The sequence below is a fragment of the Pseudomonas sp. W2Oct36 genome, from assembly GCF_041060465.1.
In the GTDB taxonomy this organism is placed as follows: domain Bacteria; phylum Pseudomonadota; class Gammaproteobacteria; order Pseudomonadales; family Pseudomonadaceae; genus Aquipseudomonas; species Aquipseudomonas graminis_B.
This window is the reverse complement of the sequence record NZ_JAUERW010000015.1, coordinates 81,848-108,713: the sequence shown is the minus strand read 5'-3', so window position 1 is coordinate 108,713 and position 26,866 is coordinate 81,848. Positions and strand designations below refer to the sequence as shown.

Here is a 26,866-nt window from a genome sequence, read left to right as displayed (position 1 = left end):
GATCAGAGGGTCAACTGGATGACTGCGCGCGGTCGCGTGCAAAGGTGCAGCGGGTTGGACTGCGCCTCTCCCGCGACACCTTTGCCGAATGGCATGGGCTCGATCTTGCTGTAGTACGGAATGCCCAGCGTGTTGACGGTCTCCATGTAGTCCGCCGGGGCGAAGGCGGACTTGAACAGCTCCGGCACGCCTTCCGGCACCAACCGCGCCTCGTCGTCAGCGATGAAAGCGACCCCGGCCACTTTGCCGCGATAGCGCTCCCAGGTGACGCCACCGAAATCGAATGATTCTCGGCCGTCGCCGCGTAACGCTGCTGCCTGAAGCGTCGCCTTGTACGTGTCGACCACCGAAGGATGACCGATGAGCTTCGACCAGAACGTTTTGCCACAAAGACCTCGCGAGCCGCTGCTGGTCACGCTGCCCAGCGCATCCTCCTGCATGTCGAGCGCCTCCACACACTTAACCTGAACCAGCGTCTCGGGGTTAGCGAACTCCATGGACATGCTTTGGCGCTGCACACCGAAGCGCGCGTAGATATCTAGCAGGACCGTGGTGCCGTCTGCATCCAGGACCTGGCCCTTGATCGCACCCATGCGTTGAAATTCGTGGGTAACGTCCAATTGACGTTTGACCTTGGCCAGCCGCTTGTTGACCACGTCCTGTACGGCCTGCAATTCGCTCTGTGTGCCGAACGCGCGGATGCCTTGAATCTCATCCGCCTTGATACTGAAGCGTTGCGGCAAATGCACGGTATTGAACGGGATGAGCACGCGCTTGCTGCCGCCCACTACCAGGCCGGACGTACCGCGCTCGCCGGCAGGTACCAGCGCCAGCGTGTCGCCGTCCTTCTCGATCTGAACCGTAAGGGTGGTCACGCCCTCCTCTTCAAACAGACCCAGGCTGGAGATGCGACCCGGCAGATATTCCTGCTCGTTAATGGCGGTGGTGAGACTTGAGACGCTGAACGCGTCATCTTCAAAAATGCCGATGTCGGCCATGGAATGACTCCATAAATAACAAACCCCGCACTGGGCGGGGTCGGGATGTTTGGGGATCGTCTCAGCGGACGATGATGAACCGGGCGGACAGCGCCTTCTCTGCATCCGCGTCCAGCCCGGTCAGATGGGCCTCGCTGACCTCGGCGAGTCGAACAACGGCGCGACCTCGACGCATGACGTCAGATTGACCGAGCGGGCCGAACAGGATGCAGGCCGCCGTTTCGGTACCGTCTTCGGCAGCGGGATCGTACGGGGCGAATTCGCCGCTGGCGGCAACCAGGCCAAGGAGCTGGCCCGGCACCAATGCCGCCCCTGCGGCCACGTTGATGGCTTCGCGTGAAATCTGGCCGTTGCCTTCCGAGAGCAGGAATTCGCCGGCATGTATCGCTTCTTGTTTGATGTTCATTGTCTGGCTCCAGGTGCCGGGTTGCGTTGATGTTGGGTGCCGCGCCGTGCGGCCCAGATGCCGCCCGGATCGGGCTGCCTGGCCGTGGGCTTAACCACGTTGTCTGGTTCCAAAGGCAAGCTGTTGTCGATCTCAAAGCCACCTTTTCCGGTGAGCTTGTCGAACAGCCGCGCGCGCACTGCCTGCGGGTCGAGGTCGTCAAGCACGAAGCCCTCGACCAGCTCAGGCAGACGTGCTGCAACACACAGGTCCCTCACCGATTTTGCTTTGGTCAGGGCTGCCTGCACGGTGGCTTCGTCTGCCAGCTTGGTGAGGCTGATCAGTGGCTCGATGAGGTTGCTTATCCCGGCCGCCGTACAGCCTTGGGTGATCATCAGCGCCAATGTGGAAGACTGGTTCTCCGGCGTTGGTGCTGGAGGATCCTCAGGAGCTGTCGGTTCCGGCGGATCGGTGGCGTCGTCGAGTTGCGCAAGCAGGGCTTTCGGCGCGCGTTGGTAGCGCTGCAGCACAGCCCCTTCGCCGATGCAGGCTTTGACCTCGATGCCGTTGCCGATCTCGTCGGCCAACCCCAGCGCCACCGCTTCGGCAGCGGTCAGCCAGGTCTCTGCGTTGACCAGCCGCCGCAGCTCTTCCTCGTCGATGTTTGGCGCTTTGGCCTTGTAGGCTGCAATGATGACTTCGAACGTCTGGTCCAGCACGTCAGCGACCCGTCGCAGCGACTCGGCGTCGCCACTGGAATACGTCCACGGGTTGTGGATCATCATCATGGCGTTGGCTGCGATCACCACGCGGTGCGCACCGCAGGCGGCAACACTGGCTGCGCTCGCGGCCAGGGCGTCGATTCGGGCAGTACATCGCTCGCCCAGACGCGAAAGCGCGTTGTGCATGGCCAGGCCATCAAAGAGATCCCCGCCGATGCTATTGAAGGCCACCATGACGGGTGATGCACCGTCGTCCAGCGCTCGCAGATCCTGCACGAACTGGCTGGCTGTGATGCCCCAGCCGCCGATCTCGCCGTAGACATAAACCTCAATGCCGGGCGTCTCCGTTTCTGCGCTGGCCCGCAGGAAATACCAGCTCTTCGCCGAGACAGGCAGTTGCTTGCCTGCGCTGTCGTAAATCTTTGGAGCGGTCTTTTTGCTCATGGTTGATCCTTGTCGTCCGTTGAGTCGGACGTGTTCAGTGTTCTGTAATTGAGGCCCAAGGACTGAGCTCTGTGCTGGTCTGCGGCGTTCTCGGCATCGACGGTCTCCGCGTCGTAACCGGTGCGCAGCACCATCTCGCTGCGCGAGCCGAAACCCGCGTTGACTTCGAGCATGCGTGACTGCACGTCTTGCACCGGGTGGATGTACGCCCAGCCTTGCGGGACCCAGCGGGTGCGCAAGTACTCGCGGCGCCGCTGCGCGTAGTCCGGCAACGTCAGCGCGCCGGAGAGCACGGCCATATCCATCCATGCCGCCCGCACCGGCCGGCAAAGCTGGTGGACATAGACGCTGAACTGCAGCTGTTCGAGCCGCCGACGAAACTCGTTGAGCACGACGCGCAGCGCTCGGTCGTTGACGTCGCGCATGTCGCCGGTCAGGAGCTCATAGGGCGTACCGCTGCCGGCCGCTGCGGCCATCAGTTGCTGCCGCATGAAATCCGGGTAGTTGTTGCCTGCATCGGGCGGTTTCGAAAACTCCACCTCCTCGCCCGGCCCGAGCTCCTGCATGGTGCCGGGCTCTAGCGCCACCATCGGCGTGAAGCCGTCGGCATCGGTGCTCAGCAACTGTCCGGTCACCGGGTCACGCGGGACCTGCCCGGCGTCCGGCGCGGGCCGACTGATAAAACCGGCGAAGAGGTTCGCGACCTCCTGCCGAAACAGCACCGCATCGTCGTAGTTGTCCAGACTGCGCAGACGCTTGAGCACCGGCGACAGTCGTGGCAAACCCCGAAGCTGGCCGGGCTCGACCGGTTCGAAGATGTGCAGCACCTGGCTGGCTGGTATGCGCACCAGCTGGTTGTACCCGCTGTTGAGGCCCTGACTTTCGCGCGGGTGCGATCGGTACATCCAGTACGCCACTCGCTTGCCGGATGGTTCGAATTCGATGCCGGCCCTGATCGAGTTGCCGTTGCTGGTCATCTCGAACTTGTCGTGCGGCACGAATTCGGGCGCCAGGATTTGCAGCTGGATCGGCACGGCCAGTCCCTCATCCAGACTTCGGGGCCTCAAGCGCACGAAGCATTCGCCGGCTGTTTCGACCGTGCGCGCGATCAGGGCCTGCTGCCCGTAGAAATCAGTCAGGCCTTCTGCATCCGCCTCTTCGACCCAGTCCACCCAGAGCTCCTGGAGCAACGTGCGCAGCTCCGGGTCATCCGTTCGGGGCCGTGGGTTGATGCCCGTCCCGATGAGGTTGCTGACCCGCTTGTCGATGGTGTTGAAGGCGTACGGATCGTTGCGCACGGCTGCCCGCGACCGGCTGCGCAGATTGCGCAGTGCAGGCATCATCAGGCTGTTCACGCTGCCATCCGGCGCCGTCCAGCTCGCGGAACGACGGCCCTCACCGGCACCGTCATAGCTGGCCTTGATGCGCTCCGGCAACAGGAACCCGCTGCGGGTCAGCGTCGGATAACGTGCCATCAGAGCCCCTTGCCGCTGTGGTACATCCGATAGACCCGCGAGCGCGGCCGGCCACTGCTGGCGAGCGAGGTGCGGATCTCCTCGCGGGCCTTGAGCAGCTCGTCGACCGTGCGGTACTCAACGGTGCGGTCGGTGTAGCGGACGGTTTTCTCGCCGCGAGCGATCGCCGCCTCGACGGCTTCGAGGTGCTTTTGGGTGAATGACATATCAGCGTCTCTTCAGATAACCGCTTTGTGAACTGCGGCGGGTGGAGGTCGGTGCGGAGCGACTCGGTTGCACAACCGGTGCAGCGGGTTGAGAGATCGTGGCGGCGCGCGGTGTTTCGTCAATCGGCGCAGACTTGGCCGGCCGCTGAGTCGGAGCAGGTTTGAGGTTCTGATCATCAAACAGCCCCGCCTGCGCGAGCGCCTGCCGAACCCGATCCCACTCATGTTCTTTGTAGCGGTTGATCCCCAGGTAGTGCGCCATCGCCAGGTTGTAAACCATCAAGTCGAGCGCTTCGTTTCGCTCGGACTTGCCCTTGACCCACTCGATACGCTTATAGCCGCGGACGTAGCGGGCGACCTTGCGCTCGGCGACACACTGGGCGAAGAAGTCATCGGGCAAGTCATTGGCAAAGTGCAGCGCGCCGGGGCCTGACTCAAACGGGTAGCGGTTGTAGATCCAGTCCTTGGCCGTGTCGGTGCCGACGATCCACAGCTCTGCACCATTGCGTTCGGTCTGGCCCTTCCATGTGACGTCGACTTGCGACGGCCTCTGCGCAATAACGGGTTTGTTCGGCTTGCTCGCGCCTTTGACGGCGAACACATTGCGCCAGCGCCGGACACGGCAGAACTGATACACCTCGTCGGTGTGATTGCCACCTGAGTCGACCGCCGTAGCCAATACGCCCAGACCGACGCCAGCGGGATGCCGGTAACGAACCTTCAGCAACTCGTCCAGCACAGCCCACGTACGCTCATCTGCGGGATCACCAGCGATGACCTGGACATCCACGACCCATCTTTCCATGCCCATGCCCCAACCCATCGCCATGAACTCGAGGCGATTAGCCTGGACGTCTACGGCACCGGTGATCATGAGCACGCCGGCTGGCATCGAGCCCAGCGAATAGTGCTCAAGCCGTGCGCGGGCCATGAGGACATCCGCCTTGGTTTGCTCCTGCGCGCTGTCCCACACCCTTGCCAGCCGCGTGTTGTAGAACACCTGCATGGGCTCCAGGTCGCCCTTGGCCTGCGCCTTTTTGGCTTTCTCGAATTGCTTGGCCAGCGCCCGCCAGTCCATCCAGCCCGGCGGCGAATACAGCGCGTTGAGGTTGAAGCCCACGGTTTCGCCGTCGCCGGTAGACGTCGCGCGCCACTCGCCTTTGGCAAGCATCTCGCCCTTGTGATGCTCCTCGATCAGCACATCGCAGTCGGGGCCCGCGCATTGGTAATGCGCCAGTGTCAGGTCCGCCGAGTAGTGCAAGCGCTCCCATTCCAGCGTCTGCATGTGCCCGCAGGTCGGGCACGGCACGAAGTAGTAGCGTTGATCGCTGGCCTCGAACAGATCGGCGATCCGCGACGCGCCTTTGATCGTTGGCGAACTTGAGAAGTAGAACTTGGCGTTGCGGCCGAAGGTGCTGCCCCGGGTTTCCGCCAGCTCGATCGGGTCACCCTCCTCGCCCACGTCGACGTCCCAGCGGTCAACTTCGTCGCCGTACACGTACCGCGCCGATAGCTCAGACAAGTTCGCGGCGGAGCCTGCGGTGGTGACGTACAACGAGCCGCCTTCGAACTCCTTGGTGTCCATCGTGTTGCGCGAGTCACGGGACCGGGTCGCCGCTACGCGCTCGCGCAGCACCGGCGTGGCCTTGATCGTCTTGCTGATCCGCGACGACACCCGCTTGGCAAGGCCCAGGCTCGGTAGCAGCGTAAGGATGTTCGACGGTGCCATGTGGATCAGGCCACCGATCCAGTTCAGCGCGATCTGAGTCTTCATCAGCTGCGACGCCACCATGGTGACGACGCGCTTGCACGGGTGCGCCGGCGAAAGGCAGCGCATGGGCTCGCGGGCGTACGGTGTGCGCGAGGTCCGGTACTGGCCGGGTTCGGCGGCGCCGGTGTCACGCGGGATACGCATGTACTCATCGGCCCATTCGTCGACCCAGAGATCCGGGTCGGGAGTCAGCCCCCGGTAATACGCTTCGCGGTACACCTCTGCACCGTCTGCGTATCCAGGTTGCATAGGCTTAGCTCTGTGTCATGGCTTGTAGAAGATCGGCATCGCCCATCCGGCCGGCGTCGTTGAAGACTCGGCGGAACGTGTTCGTGAGGTGCTTTTCGATCTGCCAGGGGTCGGTCATTGCCGCCAGCTCGGGCGCCAACTGGGGTGACAGTCCGAACACCAGATCGCGCAGCATGCGGCCGGCGGTAAATGCCGCTTGGGTAACGGCTTCGCGTTCAACAAGGTTGCCCCGGACTTTGTGGAACTCGGCTTCGGCGAGTTGCGCGAGGTAGTGCTCGCGATGGGCTCGGGCCTTCTGGTAATCCGGCGCCTTGCCGGTGGGCGGCACCGCAGGTGTTTCGGCGGTGATTGACAGCTCTGGATACACGTTTCGTTCAAGGCGGTCCTGATCATGCCGTGCGGTGACGGCCGCTTTGCTTGGATCAGCCGATGAGGCGAGGAGCAGCTCGGTGGCTTCGAGATCGATCTTGCCGTCCTCGGTCAGGACCAGGCGTTCTAGTTTGGCCAGCTTGGAAACGTACGATTTTGCCCAGCCACGGCGGGCGGCAAACTCCGTTTTGCTGATGACGGTCATGATGAGTAGTCCAGTTCACCCAATAAATACAGGTAGTTCACCTGTTCACTCGGTTCACTAAGCTGGTGAACCACCCGCTAACAAAATGCCGCGGGTTTCCTGCCCCGTACCCTCGGGATCGCCGCAGGGTCCCCGGCCCTTTCCCGACCGAAAATCGGCATGAGGCCCGGTTTCACGACCGATTTTCGCCGGAGCCCGACGTCAGATCGGCAACCCCCAGCCGTTTCGCCGCCCAGCGCTCGTATAGCCCGATCGCCACGTCTGCGCCGGCCATCGCCGTCAGGCAACCTGCGCCACTGGCGGTCAGGATGGACACCCCTGCTGCATAAAGCAGCATCGTGGTGGACACGCCACATACCACGCACGCCCCTGACCTCAATGCGAGACGGCGTATCAGCGACCAGCCTCGCATGCCTGCCTTGTCCGCGCGCCACATCTCGCCGGAGATGCCGCCTACCAGGGACAGGATGATCACCATCCAGATCGGCATGTCGGCCAGGGCTTGTTGTTCGTTTGTCATTACTTCTCCAGGTCCGTCACCCCGCGGCTTTTCGCCCGGGAATTGCCGACATATCATCAATCCCTTTAGCGCAAAGGGAATGCACATGGTTACGTGGGTTGAGTGTTTGCAAGGGGGTGCCGCAATAGCGACTGTGGTTTATGGCTACGTCCGGCTATCGCACAAGCGCCGCGCGGAGGTGAAGGCCATTGCGTATCGCTGGGGTTCCTACATCGGATGCGCAGTCATTGGCGGCGCTTCAATCATCGAGATTTACAAGTTCGGCACCAGTGCAGATCCCATTACAAGAAGGGATGTACTGTGGCTGCTGCTGAACCTCTGGAACGCCATTGCGTACATCGGCTGTGGCATTGCTCTCGCAGCGATCTGGCACCGGATGGACAAGCGCAAGGCTGATGAGCTGACCGACGACCCCGAGGACAAGCGATAGGCATAAAAAAACCGGCCCATTGGGCCGGTTCTCTTGAGCGCCTTCTACGCCCGCACCTATCGAAGATGACTACTTTTTACAGGTCGATTCCGGTGGCAGCAACCCGGTTTTAACGCCACCGGCGAATATGTAGGCAACACAGCACCAACGCCCCGGCAATATCGACGAATACACCCACCTGGCCATTCGCTTTTGATGCGCGATTTGCCTGTCCCATAGGCCTTGGACAAGGCGGGACAGCTAAGCGCCCCGCAGATCAAAGCGTTGACCCACTGTCCTACTTCTACTTTTACTTCCTCGTATATAGAAAGAAATGAAAAGCACGCCTGCGCGTGACACGCGCGTACCCACTCGCCCGCTACGCTCACATGCGTGATGGAATGGACAGATGGGACAGTGGGACAGCCCAACGACGACGAGGCCCGCGCTTGTCCCATTCGCTGAAACCGTAGAGGGACAAGGCGGGCCTGCGTCATGCGAACAGCCAGGGGCGGGCGATACTTCAAGCAGCCTTCCCTATCAGCATTCCCGCGATGCACTGGTGCGCCAGGTGCAGGCGTTGATAGTAGGTGTCACGGCTGCAGCCGCAGTGGGTGTACTTCTGCGACAAAAAGCTATCCCTATTGCAGTAGTGCTCCCGCACGACCACAGAGAGCTCCGGCGCCAGGTGCTTGTTCACGATCAGCTCGATATCCGCCGACTCATCCAGCAGGACCCGGCTCCCCCGCGTGCCCCGAATCAACTCGCCCTTGCACTCCATCAGCATGGCAATCATGTTGCCGCCGCTGCCGCCGGCGATGCCCCGGCAGGGAGAGTGGAGATCCTCAGCCCACAGCTTCAGCATCTCGTCGATACGCTTAATCATCGAAGCAAGGCTCCTCCACCGGATCGAATACCAGCGCGCCCGCCCCGCCCCAGCTCTCCGGCTTCTTGTATCCCCACGGTCGCTGCTTGCTCTTCGACAGCGCCGGCATTCGCACGCGACGCCAGCCAAGCCGATGCATGATCGCGCCCACGCGCATCTGCTCAGGTTTCCCCCAATGCCCGAAGTCCAGCTTCAGCGCCTGCGAAAGCACCTCGGCGCCAGTGGTGGTCGCGCCGATCTGCGACTCCTCCAGCCAGGTCAGAATCGGGCCTTCCCACTCATCCACCACGAAACGCTCGTCCTGCGCCTCGGCGAACATCTCAGCCTCATCACGGTTGACCCACCAGATCTCGCCCGCCAGATAGCAAAACATCGCCTCCGCCCAAAGCTGATCACGGATCTCGCGCAGTTTGTCCGTATCGACCTTCGTACACGCGACAGGCCAATAGCGCCGGTTGCCGGTGGCATCCTTCAGGTACTCGTCCTGATTGGTCGTGCCCACGAAAACACACTGGCGTGGCACGTCGTTCGTTCTGCGGCCGTAGCTTTCGCGGTAGGTGTCGGTCGAGGCGGAGAAGAACTGCTTCGCTTTCGTGCTCTCGGCCTTGTTGAAGCTGTCCAGCTCGCCCAGCTCCACAATCCACTTGCCTCGAATTGCCTGGAAGCCATCCTTGTCGCCCAACGCAAATGGCGTATCCATGAACCATTCGCCCCCAAGGATGCTCATCGCAGTCGATTTACCCGCGCCCTGCGCGCCTTCAAGGATCAACACCGAGTCCGCCTTGCAACCCGGCCTCATCACGCGCGCGACCGCCGAAATCATCCAGCGCTTGCCGACCTTGCTCGCGTACTCAGTGGGTGCAACGCCCATGACGCTGGTCAGCCAGTCCGCAAGCCGAGGCTCCCGATCCCATTCAAGCTTTTGCAGGTACTCGCGCACCGGGTGAAACGCGTGGTCGTGCGCAACGACGCTCACTGCCTCGATCACGCTGGATGGCTTCACCCGCAGGTTGTATTGCTGTGCCAGCCACTTCATCACGCGCGTGTCATCGATGTCCGCCCAGTCGCCCGTCTCACCGCCGTAGGGTGCCGCACGCTGTTTGACGATCTTTGAACTGAACGCGCTATAGCTGATGACGCCGCTCCAGCGCTCGTCATTGCCGAGGATCATCTCGACGTTGGACATGTGAGCAATCAGCGCGCCTCCCTCGGTCCGCGCGAGGTGATCCTTCCAACCTCCGGCCGCTGGAGGCTTGATGACCGCAAGCACCTGACGCCGAACAGCCTCAAGCCCTTCCGCGCAGTGCAGATCGTTGAAGTCGGTCCACTTGTCGTGCCGCTCGCCCGAAAAGACCGGCCCCACGACCTGCCCGCCGACGATCAACGCCGCATTCGCGCCCTTCTCCTCGCCAGGGTTCCAGGGCTCACCATTCGGTCGCTTCGTCTTCCAGTCATCGTCCCGGCAAACGATCAACGGGCGCCCGGGAAAACGATCACGCATCGCCTTCGCGACTTCCCGCAGATTGCCCGCATCGAACGCCACCGCAACTGTCGCAGAGGTAGCCATGTGCAAACTGGCGCCCGTCGCATACCCCTCGCACACCAGCACTGGCTCGCCCGGCTCAGGGTGCGGGCCGATCAGATGGAACGTGCCCTCTTTGCTCATCCCGTACGGCCAATAGGACTTGTCTCGCCCGGTATTCTCCTGCACCTCGGGGAAGATCACCTGCAGGCCGACAATCTTGTCGCGCGCATCGCACATGGGCACCAAGACAGCCCCGGTGCGAGGGGCATACCGAACGCCGAAGCCCACAATCTGTTTGCGGTCCAGATACAGGCTTTTGCCCTTCTCAGGCATCCGTTTGAACAGACTGGACGCGCGACTGGCTGCTCTGCGAGCAGCGTTTGCTGACACCTCCGCAGCCCGCCGTTTCGCTTCCTCCTGGCGGGCGCGCATCACTTCGCGCTCCTCCGCACTCATGCGCCCAGCCTTGACCTTGATCTTCTGCGACTCGCCGGAGCGCCAATCGCCGAAGCTGCCAAAAATGAGCGTTTCGCCCTTCTCAGTGTGATGCTCATGCACCACATACCAGCCGTTTTTCTCCCTGCCCTTGTCTAGAGACGTCCTGCAGCGGGTCAGCTTGCCGAATACCAACGGCTCGGCAGGCTCCAGACCGAAATCTGCAAATTGCCCCATTACTTCATCAATCATGTCGAACTCCCTGTACTTCCAACTTCGTCTGGCACTGCATGCAACGCACGCAGTTGGCAACAGCAAATCGCCGGGGCCAGGGAATCAATGCCCCACACCCGACACAAAACATCGACGGGGCCTGAGCCTCGGCAGGCTTGCGTGCTGCCAAGGCCAGATCCATCGATTTCAACATCAAGTCATTCGCAAAGTCGGCGGCGTCAGACATGGCACACCCCCAACTTGCGTGTGGCTACCGTTAGTTGTCCACGTAGGAACATTCCTCGGCATCTTTCGGAAGGATCCCTCAGCTCGCGGGGTTCCACTCCTCCATTCCCATGAGCCGCTTGGCTTCGCCGAACGATAGAATTCGGGCGTCGTCCGGAGGGTTGGAAATGGCGTTCGTGAGGTACAAAACGCCGCTGGGGTGCAGGCCGGTTAATTCGGAGTGACCTATCCACGGTCAGTCCCCCGCGTTGTGCGATGGACGTAAGTCGCGCGGTTGAGCATCCCGAGCAGCCCCTGAATGCCGCGAAACACCTGCAGGCGAATCTCGGCCATTTCGGAGTCGTTGACCTGCCCGTCACCGATGCTCTTCGCCCAGGTGTCCGCTAGATCGGCGACCTGACGGAAGTAGGCAGCAATGCCGACGGTCAACGTCTCAGGCATGTCGCAGGTGTAGGCCTCGGCCAGCTCCTGCCAGATCGTGTCGCCGACCAGGGCGTGTACCGCGTCGAGAATGCGGCGGTCCTTGGTCAGCTCCAGGATCTCGCCGAACTCCTGCACGTTGATCATGTGGCTGGGGTGCGTGGGTGAAAGCTTGTGCTGCAGCGTGGAAGCGTTTCTGCCGGTGGTGGCGGCGATTGCGGCAGCGCCGCCGGGGTAGTCCCGCGCGGCGTGGTACAGCGCTAATTCGAGCGTCAGGACTTCCCTTTGTGCTCGATCAACGCAATTGAGAGCGATACGGCTCATGGCATTAATCCCTACGTATTGCCAGGCCGCTCATGCAGTGGTGGTGCACGAAAGCGGCTGAGAGGTCCATTGCCGGCCAAGACCGGCACCGCGCCGAAGATGAGTAGGTCACTACCCAGCGTCCGACGTTGTAGCTGCCTATCCGTGGTGAAGAAGGCGGCGGTCTGAAGCAATCACGCCTCGGACCAAATTTTTAATTCGCAGAGGAGCAACAGTTAATGGGCCATCCCGTCCCTACCATTTCCCTCGGCCGCTTCCGCGACGCGCTGGCAGGCTACCCGGATGACTACGAAATCAGCTTCAGCGGTCTGGATTTTTATCGTGTTCGCGAGTACGGACCGGGTCTGCTGCAGGTTGAGTTCGATCAGCCCGTATACCTCGACAAAACAGGACGCGTGGTGCTTCGTAACCTCGACTGAGCATCGAGACTGCCGCTAACGCGCAGTCCAGCGAAGTCGGCGCATAAGACTGGAAAACGTGCCCGTTGTAAGCGCAGCGCACGACCACATCGCCCTTGTCGATGTGATTGATGGAGACAGACAGCCCAGGCCCTACGCCGAAGTTTTCAGCGTAAATATTGACCGGCTCAGGGCTCGGTGATGGTTTGAGTTCGTGGCTGTTGCACATGGCATTAACTCCTACAGGTTGCCAGTGCCGCGCAGGACGCAATGGTGGTAAATTGCCCGCGTGGCTGAGAGGCCCAAAACGCCGGCTAGACCCGTAAAGTCGAACCCGGCACCGTGCCGGGGCGAGCAATTCATTTGCTCACCCCTGGCGCAACAGCTGCCCAATCTGTGGTGGAGACGGCAGCAACCAAGGCATCCGTGCCTTGGAATCTCGGCTAGAACTGACGGTTGTATCGTGGTGTGACCGTCATGTTTTACCGAGACCTGACAGCGTTGTGGTGACGCTGTCAGGGGGAACTGGGCGGCCCTTGGGTCGCCTTTTTTCCTTATGCGGCTTTGGCCTCAGATGCCTCAGTGATACCGAAATGCTCCAGAACCTCAGCGAGCGAAACCAACCCTTCACTATGCCGTGCGAGGGCTTTGATTAGAGTGACGCTAGGGTCTTTGCTCGCGTACTTGACGTGAAGTCGCAGGTAGCTAGTGGAAATCCCGCATCGTTCAGCGTAAGCAGTTATCGACTGCTGGTTCATCGTGTGAATGTACTGTCGTAGCTTCATGGTGTACCTCCGAAGCCCAAAGTTAACCCAAAGGGTTATTAAAATCAACACCCGTAAGGATATTCACCTATGGGGTTAATCACCTCAGAATTGCCTACATGAATATCAAAAACACTCGACTGCAAAATTTTCGCCGGATCCTGAGCGAAAAGAACATAAAGCTTAAGGACATTGCGAATCGCCTTGACAAAGCGCCGTCGCAAGTGAGCGCGTTTGGGGGCAAAAACCCCACCAAAGGGATTGGCGACCAGATAGCGCGGCAGATAGAAAATGCATTGGGCCTCCACGACGGATACCTCGACATGCCCCATGGGGTCGGTGAGTTCAGCACTCACCAGATTTTGAGCCATACAGGTAGGAAACTCCCCGTGCTTCGATCAGTGCCTGCAGCTGCATTCTTGGAGCTGGATGGAGAGCTAAATCAAGATGGTACAGATGAGTGGATTGAATCCCCTGGACCCGTAGGGCCGCGCGCGTTCATTCTGTTGATCGAGGGGATTAGCATGTACCCACACTTTATCGAAGGCGACAAAGTCGTCGTCGACCCTTCACGTCAACCCTTGCCAAGTCATTACGTTGCGGTGAAGCACAAACATCACCACGCAATTACGTTGAGGCAATTGAAGCAAGAAGGAACAGAGCAGTATTTAGTTGCTCTAAATGCAGACTGGCCCGACAGGATCGTTCCGCTGAATGATATCTGGGTAATTTGCGGGCGAGCTATGTGGAAAATTACGGATCTCTAATAATATCCATCGCGCAGGAGCGGCCCGATGTTCGAAAACATGAAGCACATTAAAAATCCACTTACGCTGATTTCTCTTTTCGCTGGCGTAGCTGAAGTAAGTGGAGCTGGAATTCTTCCGTTTATTAAGACACCCGAAAATCAACTTTTCTACATCTATTTTTTGATGGGTTTTCCTACCCTAACTGTTGTCCTTTTTTTTGTCACATTAAACTTCAATCACAAGACTCTCTACGCCCCTTCGGACTACAAGGACGAGCAAAACTTTGTAAATCCTTTCCGGACGGCCACGTCAGTGGAAGTAGATCGCAAGCTGAAAGATGAGACGTCGGAGGTCCAGAGAAATACTGACGACGCGAGCACGTCACCCGTCGGTAATGCGCCAAATAGCGATGCTACCAAGGCCGAAGGATTAGGGGATGCAGATCTTGCAGTTAAGAACGGTTCGATTCCTCACCCCTCGCCTACTCCTGACCAACCTACTACTACCCCAGAAGAGGTGAAGTCTAAGGCATCCCCTGCCTTTGATCCAAAGAAGATTGACACGACAGAATCATATGAACTTCAGCATCGAAATTTGATGGGAGATGTCGTAGTTACCGAGAAACTTGCTATTAGAAAGCTTGCGACTTGGCTAAATCTAGACTTTAGGCAGGATGTAGTTTTCTCCCCAACCAACTCTAACGGAAGATACGTATTTGATGCTGTAGCCAGAAACAAAGACTGTATCGATGTTGCAGAGGTCAAGCTCTTTACAAATTCGTTTAATCCCAATCGTTTCCTTAAGACATTCGATATTGTTGACAGTATCAGCAGATCAATCTCTAGAGATGACAAGCTCACCCTCCACTTAGTCGTAGTTATGGGAAGACTTTTGTTGAGTCCGGCAGAGATCAAGAACGCTATCCGTAGAGTTGCAGCTGGGTACAACTTCAGAGTGAGGGTACACGTCACTACCAAGGAGGACCTTGAAAACGATGACATTCCATTCCTTTGATGACCGCCGATCTTCGCACACCAAACCCAGATAAACCTGTAAGGTTATTTTATGTTGACGTGTTAACCATATAGGTTATATTTGGCTTCACTCTCCACCACAGAGCTGAGGCCACACCCATGCAAACCACCGCAACCCTGCACGTCCACCCGGCCGCTGCAAACCCGTTCCAAATCTTCGAAACCCGCCGCTTGGCGCGCGAGTCAGGCTGCGCCTTCGTGCCATCTAAGCCGACCCTCGCCGCGCAAATCCGCACGCTCCCCACCGACCCAAACGGCGGGGGACGTGCAGCATGAGCCTGTTCAAAATCGACAACCGCACCCTTCGCCTGCTCGGCGCCCAGGTCAACCTGAGCGAGACGTTCAGTCACGTGCTGCGCTCCACTCCTCAGCGTCACGTTCTGCCCTTTCGTCTGCAGGTCGACCGAGAGCCCGTCAGGACAACGTTCACCGTTGAGATTGGTTGCGAAAGGCACTCGCTCGTCCTGCAGAATGACAAGAAGACGCACCTCAAGCTTGCGGATTTCATCGAAGAAATCGCGAACGGACCGGCCTTGGTCTCAGCTCCTTTGAAGCTGCAGGTCCGACACGCCAGCCGTCAGTTCGGGTGCTTCACTTCCGAGCAGCTTCAGCAGGTGTTTGAGCTCGTCTGCACGGGCGGAACGGTGACGCTGGAGGCGGGCTTCGATCTGCCGATCCACCTCGCCATCCACCGCAACGGCCTGCGCTCCGCGATCACGGTGATCGTCAGCATTGGCGTTAAGCAACCGCGGACTCAGTGCTTCACCGCGCGCGGCAGTGCGGTCGAGCTGTACGAAAAGGTTGCCAACGCCCTCCTCCGTATCGCCGACGCCGCAACCCCTGCGGCTCACGCGGCTTAAGGAGGCCAGCATGGAACGCAGCCTGAAACTCACCGCCGACTACTTCAGCATCACACGGCCCAAGCTCATCAAGTTGATGCGCGCCAAGGGCGTGCTGAACGAGCTCAACCTCCCGGCCTACCCCCACCGTGACCGCGATTATCTGCGCGTCAAAGACAGCAGTTGGTATCACCACGAACTGGGCATGCAGTACAGCCAGTCCACCAGGGTGAAACAAGCCGGCATCCCTTGGCTCGCTGAACAACTCGACCTCGCACTCCCCGCTACCCCGGCTGACCGCCGTGACGTGGCCTAGGGAATACGCTCGCCAGATCATCGCCATGAGGACCAAAGAGGAGCGCAACAGCGCGCTCCTTGAGGTCCCCGAACACCTGCGCGAGCTGACGAAAAAACACTGCCTGATTGCCTGGGGTCATCCCAAAAGGAAAAGACGACATGGACCATCAACTGATTGACGATGCGCTGGCAAAACTTGCATCTATCCCCCCGGAAGCTCGCTCGCCCAATCAGATCCTGAGCTGGGCGCGGCTCATTTGCATCGCCGCTGGAGCTCCAATCGAGGAGACGCCCCCTCTGCAAGTAGCACAACTTGAGCTGCACGCGGCAACGGCATTGCTCGCGCAAAAGCTGGGGGCGACGTCCTATTCGACCGAACACCAGATTAGAGCTAACCGAGATCCATCTCTCAAGGCCTTCATCTATGTACGTGAGGGCCTGTGCTTATACGGCCAAGGCTCGAGCGGCGAAGCAGTGTTGCGGGCTCTCAACCAGGAAGCCACGAAATGTCGGCCGCTGGTGCCGTGATGAACAACTCGAATCAGCCCCCGCTCCGTCTCATCCCGGCGCCGGAAGCCGTCACCGTCGAATTGCTCTACCGCACCTTCGGCGACGTGCTTATCCCTCTGGAGAAGCTGCGCGCGCAGTACTTCCGCAACCTCAACGACCGGTCGTTTCAAGCCGAGATCGAGAGCGGCCGCATCCAGCTGCCGGTCACGACTCTGGACACAAGCCGCAAGGCGCCGAAGTTCGTACACATCCGCCACATCGCGGCCCTGATCGACATCCGTGCCTACAAGGCCGACGAAGAGATGGCCGCCGGCGCATCCGACTCGGCTGAACCCAGCAAATAACCAAACCGCCGCCACCACCGGCGCACCACTAGAGAAAGCACTATGACAATCACTCAAACGTTCGCCTTCATCAGCCTGATCGTAATGGCTGTATTCCTCATTTACCTCGGCTACCGCTTCGGCAACAAAGACGGACGAAATTACGGCATGGAGCTGGGCCTGAAAGTCGGGCGTAGCGGTCTTGAGCCCACGGTGAGAGAGCTCCAGGAGAAGCTGCATCTCGCTCGCCGCGATTACTGCCGCCTTGATCGTCAGTATCACTGCGCCCGCGCCAACGCCAAGCTTGGCAAGGCCGAACGCCAGACGCTGCTGCAGATCGCCAGCAAGCTAAAGGTAGCGTCGGCCACCTTTGGCGCGATCAATGCGAAAGCGCACACCGAGCAGACGCTTCAGCTTCGCGATAAGGCCTTGGCGCTCGCCGACCTCATCGAGCCAGGTGCTCAGGAGCGTGCGGCATGACTCAGATCCTGACCTTCCTCGGCAAGACGATCGACCTGCGCGCACCAGACGCCCAGCAGATTGACCCTCGCGACATCGCGCACGCCCTCGGCCAGATCTGCCGCTTTGGCGGGCACACAAGCAAGTTCTATAGCGTTGCCCAACACAACTGCATCGTCGCGGATCTGGTGCCCGAGGAGCACAAACTCGCCGCCCTCCTGCATGACGCAACCGAGGCCTATTGCGGCGACGTCGTCCAGCCATTGAAACAGGTGCTGCCGGCCTACCGAGACATCGAGCAACGCCTCTGGCTGAGCATCTGCGAGCGTTTCAGGATCGACCGCGTGTTACCGGACTGCGTCCTGCAGGCGGACATGATCGCGCTGGCCACCGAACGACGTGACCTGATGCAACCGACGTTCGACACGTGGGTTTGCCTGGACGGCGTCGCGCCGATGACGAAACCCATTCGGCCGTGGGGTGTACAGGAAGCCCGCGACAATTACTTCCAGCGCCTGATGGACCAACTCGCCATTGAGCATCGTAGGAAAGCGGGCGCGTTAGTGGCGCAGGCTGCACACGAAAAGTCGCCCGCTTTGCTGCGCAACGTACTCAGTGTCGCCGCGCAGAAAACAAAGAGCCTCTGCTGCGCAGCAGCAGGCATTACTGAAGAGGTCAGCGCCACTGCCGAGGCGCGTATACCCCACGAAAAGCTGCGCCGGGCAGCGACATCAGAGGACACGCTAAACGCTCGGGTTTGCCCGCCCGCGCAGCTTGCTCAGGGGTATAAGCCCCTGCCGAAGACAGCCGAAGGTTGGGCCCTGATCTCTCCCAGGCACGTAGGCGAATACGCCACTGCGCCCGAGGTGACGATGTTGATGGAACACGCCAAGAGCCTGATCGGGATGTATCACCACGCGATGCGAGACCTCGCGAGCATTCTTTCATCGAACAATTGCACCACGGGCGCGCCAGGCCATTGTCATCAGACGCCAGGCCGCTGGGAGTTCGATGATTCGGTGTGTTTTGAATGCGCCACCTACGACTCAATCCGCGAGCTGGCTTCAGGCAAGAAGGAGTCCGGCTATGCATAAGCGCATCCTCAAGCACTTCCACATGTGCTGCGGCCTCGGCGGCGGGGCCAAAGGCTTCAACAAGGCCAAGCCGGTGGTGGGCAACATCCAGGGCGAGTGGGTCTGCATCGGCGGCGTCGACGTCGACCCAGCTGGGTTGCGCGACTTTGAACGACTCGCCGGCGTGCCAGGGACCTTGCTCGATCTGTTCACCCGCGATCAATACATCCGCTTCCACGACAAAGAGCCACCTGAGGGCTGGCGGGAAGCGACGGCCGAAGACATTCGCCGTGCAGCTGGATACCAGCGACCCGATGCCGTGTTCATATCCAGCCCGTGCAAGGGCGCATCAGGCTTGCTGTCCGAAACCATGAGCCAGACGCCGAAGTACCAGGCACTGAACGAGCTAACGTTGCGCTGCATGTGGCTCATGTGTGAGGCATGGCCGGATGATCCCGTGCCGCTGATCGTCTTCGAGAACGTCCCGCGTCTGGCTACCCGGGGACGTCATCTGCTCGACCAGATCAACAACCTGCTGAACCACTACGGTTACGCCGTCGCAGAGACAACCCATGACTGCGGGGTGATCGGCGGACTGGCGCAGAGCCGCAAGCGCTTCCTGCTCGTGGCACGGCACGCCGAGCAGGTCCCGCCTTTCCTTTACGAGCCCGAACAGCGGTCACTGAAATCGGTGGGTTCGATCCTCGGCCGCATGCCCATCGCCGGCGACGTGGAGGCCGCTGGCCCCATGCACCGCATCCCTGCCCTGCAGTGGAAAACGTGGGTACGCCTCGCGCTGGTCGAGGCTGGCAAGGATTGGCGATGCCTCAACGACTTGTCGATCGAGGATGGATACCTGAGGGATCTGGTCATCGTGCCGGAAGCGTACGCCGGTTACCTGGGCGTGAACCGCTGGAGCGCCCCGATGGGCACCGTCGCCGGCCGGTCCAGCCCAACCAACGGCGCGTTCTCGGTGGCCGATCCGCGCGGCAAGGCCGGTGCACTGCAGTATCAGCAGTACGGCGTCCGTCGTTGGGACGAATCGAGCGGCGCGATTATCGGCGTGAAGTCGCCGGGCCAAGGCACGTTCAGCATCGCTGATCCGCGCGATCCCGGCATCGGCCACGCCAAGTACAACGTCGCCAAGTGGGACGGCGCATCGCGCACCGTCATATCCGGCAGCACCACGGGCCAGGGCGCCTTCGCCGTACAGGACCCGCGCCCGGGGATGAAGCGCAGCAAGGGCGATGCGTATCTGAGCGGAGGCCACTACGGCGTCGTCGACTGGAACGACCCATGCGGCGCCGTGTCAGCCAGCGCACGCCAGGACAATGGCCGTTGGTCAGTCGCAGATCCGCGCATGCCGGCCGCGAATGAGCGATTGACCTGCGTGATCGAAAGCCTCGACGGCACGTGGCACCGCCCGTTCACCACCTTCGAGATGGCCGCGTTGCAGAGTCTGGTTGAGCCGGAAGAGTGGCTGGAGCTGGACGGCCTGAGCGACCAAGCGTGGCGAGAGCGCATCGGCAACGCCGTGCCGCCGGCTGCGGCCGAGGCGATTGCTTTGACCATGGGAACCACCCTGCTCCTTGCGGGCATTGGCGAGACATTCATGTTGAGCAACTTGCCGGTGTGGGTGCGTCCTATTGCAGTTGGATTGAGCGTGGCGCAGATGGGGGAAGCAGCATGATTTTTGATGCGAAAACCGACACGCTGCCTGAGGCAGTGATCAAAGGTGTCGTCTATGAAGGATTCACCTGCAGCACCCGCGCCGGGAATCGTCTGCGCTTAGCGCTGGTCGACGACAACGGAAACGTGGTGGCTGCAGGTGCTGAGGTTGAGCGGGAGGCATGGAGCGTCTGCATCCAGGTGCAGCACAACTTCTGGATCGGCCAGGGGCATCTGCGCGTACTGAGCAAACCGGTACCTTTCGCTACAGAAGACGCTGCTTAGGCGCCTACCCCAGCCTGCCATTCCCCGGTTGTGCGATTGATCCTCAGCAGCCGGGGTTGAGCACCCTTCCCAACTAACAGCACGTCGATAAATTTCCCTTTTCGGTCAGGATCCTGCATCCCTCGGTGATAGATCACAATCCGCTCGAACGTTTCTGAGACCAATTGGCGGGCCCTCATCCGAGCGCCGTAGTCCAACCCATTGACGCCCTCAACGAGATCCGCCCAAGCTTCAGAAAGCGCCGGCTGGCCCCGGTGCGATACAGCCACCAGCTCTCTCTCGGCCTGACCGACCTCCTTCTGCTTCACGGCAAGCTGCGCCTCCAGCTCACGCGCCTTGCGCACGAACACCAGCGGGGCCGCGCCGCTTTCATCTGCCATCAGCGCCTCGCTCACCCGCTCGATCTGCTGCTCGAGCACGCCGACATCAGCCTTCGCTTTCGCCAACCGCTCGCGAATGGCCTGATTCTGATCGCGTTCCTCCAGCAGACTGGTGAGATTCATCTGATCAGTGCAGTAGGCCATGATCGCTTTCTCGATCGGCACTACGCTGCAGCTGCCTCCAACCGGGCAACCCTTGTTGTGCGAATACCCAACGCAGATCACGCGCCGGTGCCCGTCAGTGATCGAGCCGTCGGCCTTGGCACGCTGCATCGAATTCTGACCAATCATCGCGGTACCGCAATAGCCGCAGTACGAGATGTTCAAGCCTGTGAACACACCAGGTATCGCACCTTTGCCCTTGCGTCGGACGCGACTATCAACCAGCTGCTGCAGCTCGGCATGCTGTAGCGGATCGATCAGCGGCGGGTAGTAGCCTTCCATTCTGTAGGTCTCACCGTCGACCTCCAGCTCCTTCGCGCCGAGCAGCGCCGGCAATCGAACCAGTCTGTGGACCTGCAGGGACGTGATGCCTTTATCAGTCAGCGCGTAGCCCTTGTCGCTCAACTCCCGGACGATCCTGACCGAGCCATAACCTCGCATGAACAACTCGATCACCGCCCGGGCGGCCTCTACCCTCTCGGGGATCATCTGCCACTGCTCGCCGTCCCAGCGGAGCCAAGCGGGATCCTTGCCGTTCCTGATCAGGCCTCGATAGGTCCCGGCTATCCAGTTCTCGCACTGCCGGCGGATCGCGGCTTTAACGCGCTTGGATTTCGTGTCTGACTCTTCGTGAGCGCGGATCATAACCAGGAGCGAGTACACCAGGTCCATCGGCTGGGCTTTCAGACCCGCACGGTTGTACTCACGGCCGTCGCTGGCGGTAACGACGGTTATGCCCGCGTTGATGATTTGGGCGAGTTGGGCTTGAGCTTGAATGGGTTCAGCGCGGCTTAGGCGGTCGAGGCCTTCGACCACTAGGACAGAGCCAGAGGCGATACGCCCGTCTTCGATAGCGCGTAGAAAGACTCCCAGAGCGCCTTTGGTAACATGGCATTGATGGTAGGCGGATAATCCCTCATCCCGCAAAGACAGAGCCGAATCCAACGCTAAATCATGCTCTGCCGCCCACTTACGTGCATATTCGACCTGCCGATCGACGCTGCTGCCAGTCAATTGTTTCGCGTCAGAAAACCTCAGATAACTGTAGACTGATGGCGCGCACTTCTTCATGTGGCAGGCTTTTCCGGCTTCACTAGCTTTTGCGCCTTATCGACGAACGTTGTGAGAGAATCGAACATTTCCATCATATGATTGAAGTCCCCATTCTTTCCTAAAGCAGTTTCTGGCCATTTAATCTCATGCGCAAGCATAGTAGAAATTTCCGAGCGGATCTTTTCATAGCTTGAACTGTCGGCGGGGTCTGAAAACTCTTTAATTCCAAAGTAGGTAAGCATGTACTTATTGAAAATTGACTTTACACGAAGCAGTTGCGTTGAGGCGTCTACAAAACTCCGGTACTGCCTCAGGAACCATGCAGCCAAAAACTCGATAACCAAAAAGGTTAACGAACAAGACACCATACCTAATACCGCAACGGTAGTAAGCTCAGAGTTTCGCTCCAATATCTGCCACCCTACAATGGTGGCAACATAGAAAAAGATGCCGTTTCGAATGTAAGCGGTTCCCTTGTCCAGCAAAATCGACGCCTTCCGCTCAGCGAGATCAATTTGAGATTCAAGATAGTCGTCGATTTTTCGCATATGATCTTCAAATTTTTCGTCGTCAGTCAGAGCAACGATATCGGAGTCAAAAGGATCTTGGGTTGCGCTCTCCACATCTGCTTTAGATAAAGGATCAGGCTTAGAAACCTCCATGGCTGATGTAAACATTTTGAAAGTTTTTTTAGCATCAGGCTGTCTAGCTTCCCCCGCACCTATGGAGTTTTTTTGGACCGCATTGTCAGCATCTATAAACGATGTTTTCTTGTTGGCAGCAGGCGCCATCCAAATCAGCGCGACCACAGCGATTTGCAAAGCAACGAATAACAATGCGACCAGAACATTACTAAAAAACTGAATTAAAATGCTAGGCTGAAGCAGTTCCCACAAGAGAGCAGACGCCAGGACACATGCTGCGTACGTCACCAAAAAATAAATTCTAGTGATGCGATGTTTCTCTTCGGCGTTTTTCGCATCTTCCTTTTCGGCTAGGGCGTGGTCTTCCGACTGTTCAGCGTCCCGCGCAGAAATGAGGCGACCGGTGGCAGGATCCCTGAAAAACATGACGCGCTTCGCGTTCTTGACTCGCTCAGTATTATTAACAGGACCGTCCTTGACACCATTAACACTTTGCTCTTCGCTCATGCTACCCACTTAATATTATTGATTATCATTATGATAAATTTTTTTGCACATTTTTTGAGCAACGCATAGAATCGCGCGCCCCGAATCACCCAAGTCAAAGGTAATATCATGTCCACAGGTCCACGTATAGGTATGGTATCGCTTGGGTGCCCGAAGGCCCTGGTCGATTCCGAGCGCATCCTGACTCAGCTGCGCATGGAAGGCTATCAGGTCGTTCCGACCTACCAGGACGCTGACGTGGTCGTGGTCAACACCTGCGGTTTCATCGACAGCGCCAAGGCCGAATCCCTCGAGACCATCGGCGAAGCGCTGGCCGAGAACGGCAAAGTGATCGTCACCGGCTGCATGGGCGTGGACGAAAGCGTCATCCGCAATGTGCACCCGAGCGTACTGGCCGTTACCGGTCCGCAGCAGTATGAGCAAGTGGTCAATGCCGTCCATGACGCCGCGCCACCCAAGCTCGATCACAACCCGCTGATCGATCTGGTACCGCCGCAAGGGGTCAAGCTGACCCCGCGACATTACGCGTACCTGAAGATATCCGAAGGCTGCAACCACAGCTGCAGTTTCTGCATCATCCCGTCCATGCGCGGCAAGCTGGTCAGCCGCCCGATTGGCGACGTGCTCGACGAAGCCCAGCGGCTGGTCAAAGCCGGCGTGAAAGAGCTGCTGGTGATCTCCCAGGACACCAGCGCCTACGGCGTTGACATCAAATACCGCACCGGTTTCTGGAACGGCCAGCCGGTGCGCACGCGCATGACCGAGCTGTGCCAGGCGCTGAGTTCGCTGGGTGTGTGGGTGCGCCTGCACTACGTTTACCCATACCCGCACGTCGACGAGATCATTCCGTTGATGGCGGCGGGCAAGATCCTGCCGTACCTGGACATCCCGTTCCAGCACGCCAGCCCGAAGATCCTCAAGCTGATGAAACGCCCGGCCTTCGAAGACAAGACCCTGGCGCGCATCAAGAACTGGCGCGAGCAGTGCCCGGACCTGATCATCCGTTCGACCTTCATCGTCGGCTTCCCGGGCGAAACCGAAGAAGACTTCCAGTACCTGCTGGACTGGCTGACTGAAGCCCAGCTCGACCGCGTCGGTTGCTTCCAGTACTCCCCTGTCGAGGGCGCACCGGCGAATCTGCTGGATGCGCCGATCGTGCCGGACGACATCAAGCAGGATCGCTGGGACCGCTTCATGGCACACCAGCAAGCCATCAGCGCCGCGCGCCTGCAGATGAAAATCGGCAAGGAGATCGAAGTGCTGATCGACGAAGTGGAAGAGCAGGGTTTCGTGGGTCGTTCGTTCTTCGACGCACCGGAAATCGACGGCAATGTGTTTGTCGAAAGCGAACGTGACTTCAAGCCAGGCGACAAGGTCATGTGCCGCGTGGTGGATGCCGATGAGTACGACCTGTGGGCTGAGCCGATCTAACGCTCAAGCGCCGGCTCCAACACCGTTCTGCCTCAAACAGCCCCGCCCGTAAAACGGCGGGGTTTGTTTTTTCTGGCTATCGTCCCCACATCAGGATCACTACCCAGGGAGCAGCGGCAATATGGCCCGGCACTCGGTCATCTATCTGCCCAGGCAGCACGACTTCGCCGAACTCACCCGGGTGTGGGAAGCCTCCGTGCGCGCGACCCATGACTTTCTGCCGGAGAACTACATCACGCTGCTGCGGCATCTGCTGGAAACCCAATACCTGGGCGCCGTGAACCTGTTCTGCACCCGGGACTCGCACCTGCGCATCACTGGCTTTGCCGGCACCACGCCGGGCAAACTCGAAATGCTGTTTATCGCCCCTGAACACCGTGGCATGGGCCTGGGCAAGCAACTGCTGGACTACGCGATCGAGCATTTCCACATCACCGAGCTGGACGTGAACGAGCAGAACGCCCAGGCGCTGGGCTTTTATGAACGGCAGGGGTTTGAGGTGGTGGGCCGGGCGGAAGTCGATGGACTCGGTCGGCCGCATCCGATGCTGCGGATGCGGCTCAGGATCAGCTGAAGCTCAACCGAATCAACGCTTCAGGTTTTCCAACAGCACCTTGTTGAACTGCTGCGGATCCTGAATCTGCGGCGCATGGCCCAACCCGGCGAACTCCACCAGCGTCGCCTGGGGAATGCGCTTGGCGGCGGCCTTGCCCAGCTCCGGGTAATTGCCCAGCGTCTTGCGCAATGCCTCAGGCGCTGCGTCTTTGGCAATGGCGGTATTGTCCTTCTGGCCGATCAGCAACACGGTCGGCATCTTCAATTTCTCGAAGTCGTAGAACACCGGCTGATTGAAGATCATCCCGTAGGTCTGGGCAGAAGCTCGCGCCACCTCCTCTTTGCCTTTGCCGTTGAACATGCCGGCCTGCATGTTGACCCAGTGATCGAACTCGGGCCGCCATTCGTTGGCGTAATAGGTCGACTGCTGATACTTGCGAATGCTGCCGGCGTTGGTCTTCAGCTCCCGGGTATACCAGTCATCGAAGCTGCGATCCGGTACGCCTTTGGCTTTCCAGTCTTCCAGACCGATAGGGTTGACCAGCAGCAACTGGTCCACTTGGTCGGGGTACATCAGCGAAAAGCGCGTCGCCAGCATGCCGCCCATGGAATGCCCGACCACCGTGACGTGATCGATGCCCAGTTGGGTCAGCAGCGCTTTGGTGTTCTGCGCCAGTTGCTCGAAGGTGTATTTATAGTCCGCCGGTTTGCTGGAGCGGCAGAAGCCGATCTGATCCGGCGCGACCACACGATAACCTGCGCCCGTCAGCGCCTTGATAGTGCCTTCCCACGTGGCGCCGCAAAAGTTCTTGCCGTGCAGCAGCACGACGCTGCGTCCATTGGCAGGGCCGGTAGGCTTGATGTCCATGTAACCCATCTGCACCGGTGCGCCTTGGGAATCGAAGCTGAAGTTCTGCGCCGGGAACGGGTACTGGAAGCCTTCCAGCTGCGGGCCGTAGGCCGGGGTTTGCGCAGCGAGTAGCGGCAGGCTGACAGTCATCAGCAGTGCGGGTAGCCATTTGGTCATGAATTCGCTCCAGACAATGTAGGAATAGAGAGCAGACCTGCGTCGCTCCCGGAAAAATCCATCGAGTGGAGGCTTATTCACCCGCCAATTTCAATGTGGCCGCGATTAACGGTGCCTGGGCGGGTACAATAGGCGCCTTTCCATTTTGTTACGGCTTTTCTCATGACTGACCCCATTCGCCTTTCCAAACGCCTGATCGAGCTGGTCGGTTGCTCCCGGCGCGAAGCCGAGCTGTTCATTGAAGGCGGCTGGGTCACGGTGGACGGCGTTGTCGTCGACGAGCCCCAGTTCAAGGTCGAAAACCAGACCGTGGTGCTGAATGCGGAAGCAAAAGCCGATACCCCTGAATCCGTCACCCTGCTGTTCAACGCGCCGGCGGGCATGGCCCCTGAACGCGCCCTGGCGCTGATCACGCCAAGTACGTTGTCCGCCGACCACAGCATCGGCCGGCGTCCGCTCAAAGGGCACTTCCTGCGCCTGGAATCTATTTCCACGCTGCAAGCCAACGCCAGCGGCCTGATGGTGTTCAGCCAGGACTGGAAAATCCTGCGCAAACTCACCGACGACCGCAGCAAGATCGAGCAGGAATACGTCGTCGAGATCTCGGGCGACATGGTTGCCCACGGTCTCAACCGCCTGAACCACGGCATGACCTACAAGGGCAAGGAACTGCCCAAGGTCAAAGCCAGCTGGCAGAACGAAAACCGCCTGCGCTTCGCCATGAAAAACCCGCAGCCCGGGGTCATTGCCCAGCTGTGCGAAGCGGTAGGCCTGAAGGTTGTTTCGGTGCGACGTATTCGTATCGGCGGCGTGTCCATCGGCAAGGTGCCTGAAGGCCAGTGGCGCTACATGACCGACAAAGAAAAATTCTGAATCCCCTTTCTGAGCGCCCTATCGACTCTCGCG

At 59.6% G+C, this 26,866-nt stretch carries 29 protein-coding genes; 15 read left to right on the top strand and 14 right to left on the bottom strand.

The window, feature by feature from the left end; genetic code table 11:
* Nucleotides 1–2 precede the first annotated feature (2 nt).
* The 8 genes from QWI18_RS18940 to QWI18_RS18905 form a co-directional block, all read right to left on the bottom strand.
* Nucleotides 3–998 (bottom strand): major capsid protein, encoded by a 996-nt coding sequence (locus QWI18_RS18940; protein ID WP_369319536.1) that lies wholly within the window; start codon nt 996–998, stop codon nt 3–5.
* A gap of 61 nt (nt 999–1,059) precedes the next feature.
* The gene (locus tag QWI18_RS18935) at nt 1,060–1,404 is read right to left on the bottom strand and encodes a head decoration protein (RefSeq protein ID WP_369319535.1); all 345 of its coding nucleotides are present in this window, start codon (nt 1,402–1,404) and stop codon (nt 1,060–1,062) included.
* Complete coding sequence (locus QWI18_RS18930; RefSeq protein ID WP_369319534.1) at nt 1,401–2,549, bottom strand: head maturation protease, ClpP-related; 1,149 nt, start codon at nt 2,547–2,549, stop codon at nt 1,401–1,403. Before QWI18_RS18930 ends, QWI18_RS18935 begins: the two co-directional genes overlap by 4 nt.
* Nucleotides 2,546–4,024 (bottom strand): phage portal protein, encoded by a 1,479-nt coding sequence (locus tag QWI18_RS18925; RefSeq protein ID WP_369319533.1) that lies wholly within the window; start codon nt 4,022–4,024, stop codon nt 2,546–2,548. Before QWI18_RS18925 ends, QWI18_RS18930 begins: the two co-directional genes overlap by 4 nt.
* A complete protein-coding gene (locus QWI18_RS18920; protein WP_369319532.1) occupies nt 4,024–4,230 on the bottom strand; it encodes a phage head-tail joining protein in 207 nt (68 codons plus the stop codon). The genes QWI18_RS18925 and QWI18_RS18920 overlap by 1 nt, the downstream gene beginning before the upstream one ends.
* A 1-nt stretch (nt 4,231) precedes the next feature.
* The gene (locus tag QWI18_RS18915; RefSeq protein ID WP_369319531.1) at nt 4,232–6,250 is read right to left on the bottom strand and encodes a phage terminase large subunit family protein; all 2,019 of its coding nucleotides are present in this window, start codon (nt 6,248–6,250) and stop codon (nt 4,232–4,234) included.
* 4 nt (nt 6,251–6,254) lie between these two features.
* Entirely contained in the window at nt 6,255–6,824 is a 570-nt protein-coding gene (locus tag QWI18_RS18910) for a terminase small subunit (RefSeq protein ID WP_369319530.1), read from the bottom strand.
* A gap of 172 nt (nt 6,825–6,996) precedes the next feature.
* Complete coding sequence (locus QWI18_RS18905) at nt 6,997–7,344, bottom strand: phage holin family protein (RefSeq protein WP_369319529.1); 348 nt, start codon at nt 7,342–7,344, stop codon at nt 6,997–6,999.
* 85 nt (nt 7,345–7,429) lie between these two features.
* On the opposite strand from QWI18_RS18905, the gene QWI18_RS18900 reads away from it, so the two are divergent.
* The gene (locus QWI18_RS18900; RefSeq protein ID WP_369319528.1) at nt 7,430–7,774 is read left to right on the top strand and encodes a hypothetical protein; all 345 of its coding nucleotides are present in this window, start codon (nt 7,430–7,432) and stop codon (nt 7,772–7,774) included.
* Between the two features lie 502 nt (nt 7,775–8,276).
* On the opposite strand, the gene QWI18_RS18895 is transcribed toward QWI18_RS18900, so the two are convergent.
* The 3 genes from QWI18_RS18895 to QWI18_RS18885 form a co-directional block, all read right to left on the bottom strand.
* A complete protein-coding gene (locus QWI18_RS18895; protein WP_369319527.1) occupies nt 8,277–8,639 on the bottom strand; it encodes a hypothetical protein in 363 nt (120 codons plus the stop codon).
* Nucleotides 8,632–10,851, bottom strand: a complete 2,220-nt coding sequence (locus tag QWI18_RS18890) for a VapE domain-containing protein (RefSeq protein ID WP_369319526.1) — start codon at nt 10,849–10,851, stop codon at nt 8,632–8,634. The genes QWI18_RS18895 and QWI18_RS18890 overlap by 8 nt, the downstream gene beginning before the upstream one ends.
* 432 nt (nt 10,852–11,283) lie before the next feature.
* A complete protein-coding gene (locus tag QWI18_RS18885) occupies nt 11,284–11,802 on the bottom strand; it encodes a phage regulatory CII family protein (protein ID WP_369319525.1) in 519 nt (172 codons plus the stop codon).
* Nucleotides 11,803–12,020: 218 nt separating this feature from the next.
* On the opposite strand from QWI18_RS18885, the gene QWI18_RS18880 reads away from it, so the two are divergent.
* The 11 genes from QWI18_RS18880 to QWI18_RS18830 all read left to right on the top strand — a co-directional run bounded on the left by QWI18_RS18880 (nt 12,021) and on the right by QWI18_RS18830 (nt 20,201).
* The gene (locus QWI18_RS18880; protein WP_369319524.1) at nt 12,021–12,221 is read left to right on the top strand and encodes a hypothetical protein; all 201 of its coding nucleotides are present in this window, start codon (nt 12,021–12,023) and stop codon (nt 12,219–12,221) included.
* Nucleotides 12,222–13,083: 862 nt separating this feature from the next.
* The gene (locus QWI18_RS18875; RefSeq protein WP_369319523.1) at nt 13,084–13,731 is read left to right on the top strand and encodes a S24 family peptidase; all 648 of its coding nucleotides are present in this window, start codon (nt 13,084–13,086) and stop codon (nt 13,729–13,731) included.
* A gap of 27 nt (nt 13,732–13,758) precedes the next feature.
* Entirely contained in the window at nt 13,759–14,727 is a 969-nt protein-coding gene (locus QWI18_RS18870; protein WP_369319522.1) for a hypothetical protein, read from the top strand.
* 292 nt (nt 14,728–15,019) lie between these two features.
* Nucleotides 15,020–15,607, top strand: a complete 588-nt coding sequence (locus QWI18_RS18865) for a hypothetical protein (protein ID WP_369319521.1) — start codon at nt 15,020–15,022, stop codon at nt 15,605–15,607.
* Nucleotides 15,608–15,617: 10 nt separating this feature from the next.
* Nucleotides 15,618–15,902 (top strand): phage antirepressor KilAC domain-containing protein, encoded by a 285-nt coding sequence (locus tag QWI18_RS18860; protein WP_369319520.1) that lies wholly within the window; start codon nt 15,618–15,620, stop codon nt 15,900–15,902.
* Between the two features lie 140 nt (nt 15,903–16,042).
* Entirely contained in the window at nt 16,043–16,411 is a 369-nt protein-coding gene (locus QWI18_RS18855) for a hypothetical protein (protein WP_369319519.1), read from the top strand.
* Complete coding sequence (locus QWI18_RS18850; RefSeq protein WP_369319518.1) at nt 16,411–16,737, top strand: pyocin activator PrtN family protein; 327 nt, start codon at nt 16,411–16,413, stop codon at nt 16,735–16,737. The genes QWI18_RS18855 and QWI18_RS18850 overlap by 1 nt, the downstream gene beginning before the upstream one ends.
* A gap of 42 nt (nt 16,738–16,779) precedes the next feature.
* A complete protein-coding gene (locus QWI18_RS18845; protein ID WP_369319517.1) occupies nt 16,780–17,196 on the top strand; it encodes a hypothetical protein in 417 nt (138 codons plus the stop codon).
* A complete protein-coding gene (locus QWI18_RS18840) occupies nt 17,193–18,269 on the top strand; it encodes a hypothetical protein (protein ID WP_369319516.1) in 1,077 nt (358 codons plus the stop codon). Before QWI18_RS18845 ends, QWI18_RS18840 begins: the two co-directional genes overlap by 4 nt.
* On the top strand, nt 18,262–19,938 hold the full coding sequence (locus tag QWI18_RS18835; protein ID WP_369319515.1) for a DNA cytosine methyltransferase: 1,677 nt from the start codon (nt 18,262–18,264) through the stop codon (nt 19,936–19,938). The genes QWI18_RS18840 and QWI18_RS18835 overlap by 8 nt, the downstream gene beginning before the upstream one ends.
* Nucleotides 19,935–20,201: a hypothetical protein gene (locus QWI18_RS18830; protein WP_369319514.1), complete on the top strand. Its 267-nt coding sequence runs from the start codon at nt 19,935–19,937 to the stop codon at nt 20,199–20,201. The genes QWI18_RS18835 and QWI18_RS18830 overlap by 4 nt, the downstream gene beginning before the upstream one ends.
* Here the strand turns inward: QWI18_RS18830 and QWI18_RS18825 are convergent.
* Entirely contained in the window at nt 20,198–21,814 is a 1,617-nt protein-coding gene (locus QWI18_RS18825) for a recombinase family protein (protein ID WP_369319513.1), read from the bottom strand. The two genes, QWI18_RS18830 and QWI18_RS18825, sit on opposite strands and share 4 nt — an antisense overlap.
* The gene (locus QWI18_RS18820; RefSeq protein ID WP_369319512.1) at nt 21,811–22,947 is read right to left on the bottom strand and encodes a hypothetical protein; all 1,137 of its coding nucleotides are present in this window, start codon (nt 22,945–22,947) and stop codon (nt 21,811–21,813) included. The genes QWI18_RS18825 and QWI18_RS18820 overlap by 4 nt, the downstream gene beginning before the upstream one ends.
* A 108-nt stretch (nt 22,948–23,055) precedes the next feature.
* Here QWI18_RS18820 and rimO point away from each other — a divergent pair, with 108 nt between their 5' ends.
* A complete protein-coding gene (gene rimO / locus QWI18_RS18815) occupies nt 23,056–24,378 on the top strand; it encodes a 30S ribosomal protein S12 methylthiotransferase RimO (protein WP_369319511.1) in 1,323 nt (440 codons plus the stop codon).
* Nucleotides 24,379–24,499: 121 nt separating this feature from the next.
* Nucleotides 24,500–24,952, top strand: a complete 453-nt coding sequence (locus QWI18_RS18810; protein WP_065989768.1) for a GNAT family N-acetyltransferase — start codon at nt 24,500–24,502, stop codon at nt 24,950–24,952.
* Between the two features lie 12 nt (nt 24,953–24,964).
* Here the strand turns inward: QWI18_RS18810 and QWI18_RS18805 are convergent, their stop codons facing one another.
* Nucleotides 24,965–25,960 (bottom strand): alpha/beta fold hydrolase, encoded by a 996-nt coding sequence (locus QWI18_RS18805; RefSeq protein ID WP_369319510.1) that lies wholly within the window; start codon nt 25,958–25,960, stop codon nt 24,965–24,967.
* 162 nt (nt 25,961–26,122) lie between these two features.
* Between QWI18_RS18805 and QWI18_RS18800 the strand changes: the two genes are divergently transcribed.
* Nucleotides 26,123–26,833, top strand: coding sequence for an rRNA pseudouridine synthase (locus tag QWI18_RS18800; protein ID WP_369319509.1), 711 nt, complete (start codon nt 26,123–26,125; stop codon nt 26,831–26,833).
* Nucleotides 26,834–26,866: the final 33 nt, after the last annotated feature.

Coding starts and splice junctions, on each gene's coding strand:
- QWI18_RS18820 (WP_369319512.1), bottom strand. CDS start 22,947: ATGAGCGAAGAGCAAAGTGTTAATGGTGTCAAGGACGGTCCTGTTAAT.
- QWI18_RS18855 (WP_369319519.1), top strand. CDS start 16,043: ATGGACCATCAACTGATTGACGATGCGCTGGCAAAACTTGCATCTATC.
- QWI18_RS18830 (WP_369319514.1), top strand. CDS start 19,935: ATGATTTTTGATGCGAAAACCGACACGCTGCCTGAGGCAGTGATCAAA.
- QWI18_RS18835 (WP_369319515.1), top strand. CDS start 18,262: ATGCATAAGCGCATCCTCAAGCACTTCCACATGTGCTGCGGCCTCGGC.
- QWI18_RS18895 (WP_369319527.1), bottom strand. CDS start 8,639: ATGATTAAGCGTATCGACGAGATGCTGAAGCTGTGGGCTGAGGATCTC.
- QWI18_RS18885 (WP_369319525.1), bottom strand. CDS start 11,802: ATGAGCCGTATCGCTCTCAATTGCGTTGATCGAGCACAAAGGGAAGTC.
- QWI18_RS18920 (WP_369319532.1), bottom strand. CDS start 4,230: ATGTCATTCACCCAAAAGCACCTCGAAGCCGTCGAGGCGGCGATCGCT.
- QWI18_RS18840 (WP_369319516.1), top strand. CDS start 17,193: ATGACTCAGATCCTGACCTTCCTCGGCAAGACGATCGACCTGCGCGCA.
- QWI18_RS18870 (WP_369319522.1), top strand. CDS start 13,759: ATGTTCGAAAACATGAAGCACATTAAAAATCCACTTACGCTGATTTCT.
- QWI18_RS18905 (WP_369319529.1), bottom strand. CDS start 7,344: ATGACAAACGAACAACAAGCCCTGGCCGACATGCCGATCTGGATGGTG.
- QWI18_RS18940 (WP_369319536.1), bottom strand. CDS start 998: ATGGCCGACATCGGCATTTTTGAAGATGACGCGTTCAGCGTCTCAAGT.
- QWI18_RS18930 (WP_369319534.1), bottom strand. CDS start 2,549: ATGAGCAAAAAGACCGCTCCAAAGATTTACGACAGCGCAGGCAAGCAA.
- QWI18_RS18900 (WP_369319528.1), top strand. CDS start 7,430: ATGGTTACGTGGGTTGAGTGTTTGCAAGGGGGTGCCGCAATAGCGACT.
- QWI18_RS18875 (WP_369319523.1), top strand. CDS start 13,084: ATGAATATCAAAAACACTCGACTGCAAAATTTTCGCCGGATCCTGAGC.
- QWI18_RS18865 (WP_369319521.1), top strand. CDS start 15,020: ATGAGCCTGTTCAAAATCGACAACCGCACCCTTCGCCTGCTCGGCGCC.
- QWI18_RS18825 (WP_369319513.1), bottom strand. CDS start 21,814: ATGAAGAAGTGCGCGCCATCAGTCTACAGTTATCTGAGGTTTTCTGAC.
- QWI18_RS18810 (WP_065989768.1), top strand. CDS start 24,500: ATGGCCCGGCACTCGGTCATCTATCTGCCCAGGCAGCACGACTTCGCC.
- rimO (WP_369319511.1), top strand. CDS start 23,056: ATGTCCACAGGTCCACGTATAGGTATGGTATCGCTTGGGTGCCCGAAG.
- QWI18_RS18800 (WP_369319509.1), top strand. CDS start 26,123: ATGACTGACCCCATTCGCCTTTCCAAACGCCTGATCGAGCTGGTCGGT.
- QWI18_RS18925 (WP_369319533.1), bottom strand. CDS start 4,024: ATGGCACGTTATCCGACGCTGACCCGCAGCGGGTTCCTGTTGCCGGAG.
- QWI18_RS18890 (WP_369319526.1), bottom strand. CDS start 10,851: ATGATTGATGAAGTAATGGGGCAATTTGCAGATTTCGGTCTGGAGCCT.
- QWI18_RS18910 (WP_369319530.1), bottom strand. CDS start 6,824: ATGACCGTCATCAGCAAAACGGAGTTTGCCGCCCGCCGTGGCTGGGCA.
- QWI18_RS18880 (WP_369319524.1), top strand. CDS start 12,021: ATGGGCCATCCCGTCCCTACCATTTCCCTCGGCCGCTTCCGCGACGCG.
- QWI18_RS18915 (WP_369319531.1), bottom strand. CDS start 6,250: ATGCAACCTGGATACGCAGACGGTGCAGAGGTGTACCGCGAAGCGTAT.
- QWI18_RS18860 (WP_369319520.1), top strand. CDS start 15,618: ATGGAACGCAGCCTGAAACTCACCGCCGACTACTTCAGCATCACACGG.
- QWI18_RS18850 (WP_369319518.1), top strand. CDS start 16,411: ATGAACAACTCGAATCAGCCCCCGCTCCGTCTCATCCCGGCGCCGGAA.
- QWI18_RS18935 (WP_369319535.1), bottom strand. CDS start 1,404: ATGAACATCAAACAAGAAGCGATACATGCCGGCGAATTCCTGCTCTCG.
- QWI18_RS18845 (WP_369319517.1), top strand. CDS start 16,780: ATGACAATCACTCAAACGTTCGCCTTCATCAGCCTGATCGTAATGGCT.
- QWI18_RS18805 (WP_369319510.1), bottom strand. CDS start 25,960: ATGACCAAATGGCTACCCGCACTGCTGATGACTGTCAGCCTGCCGCTA.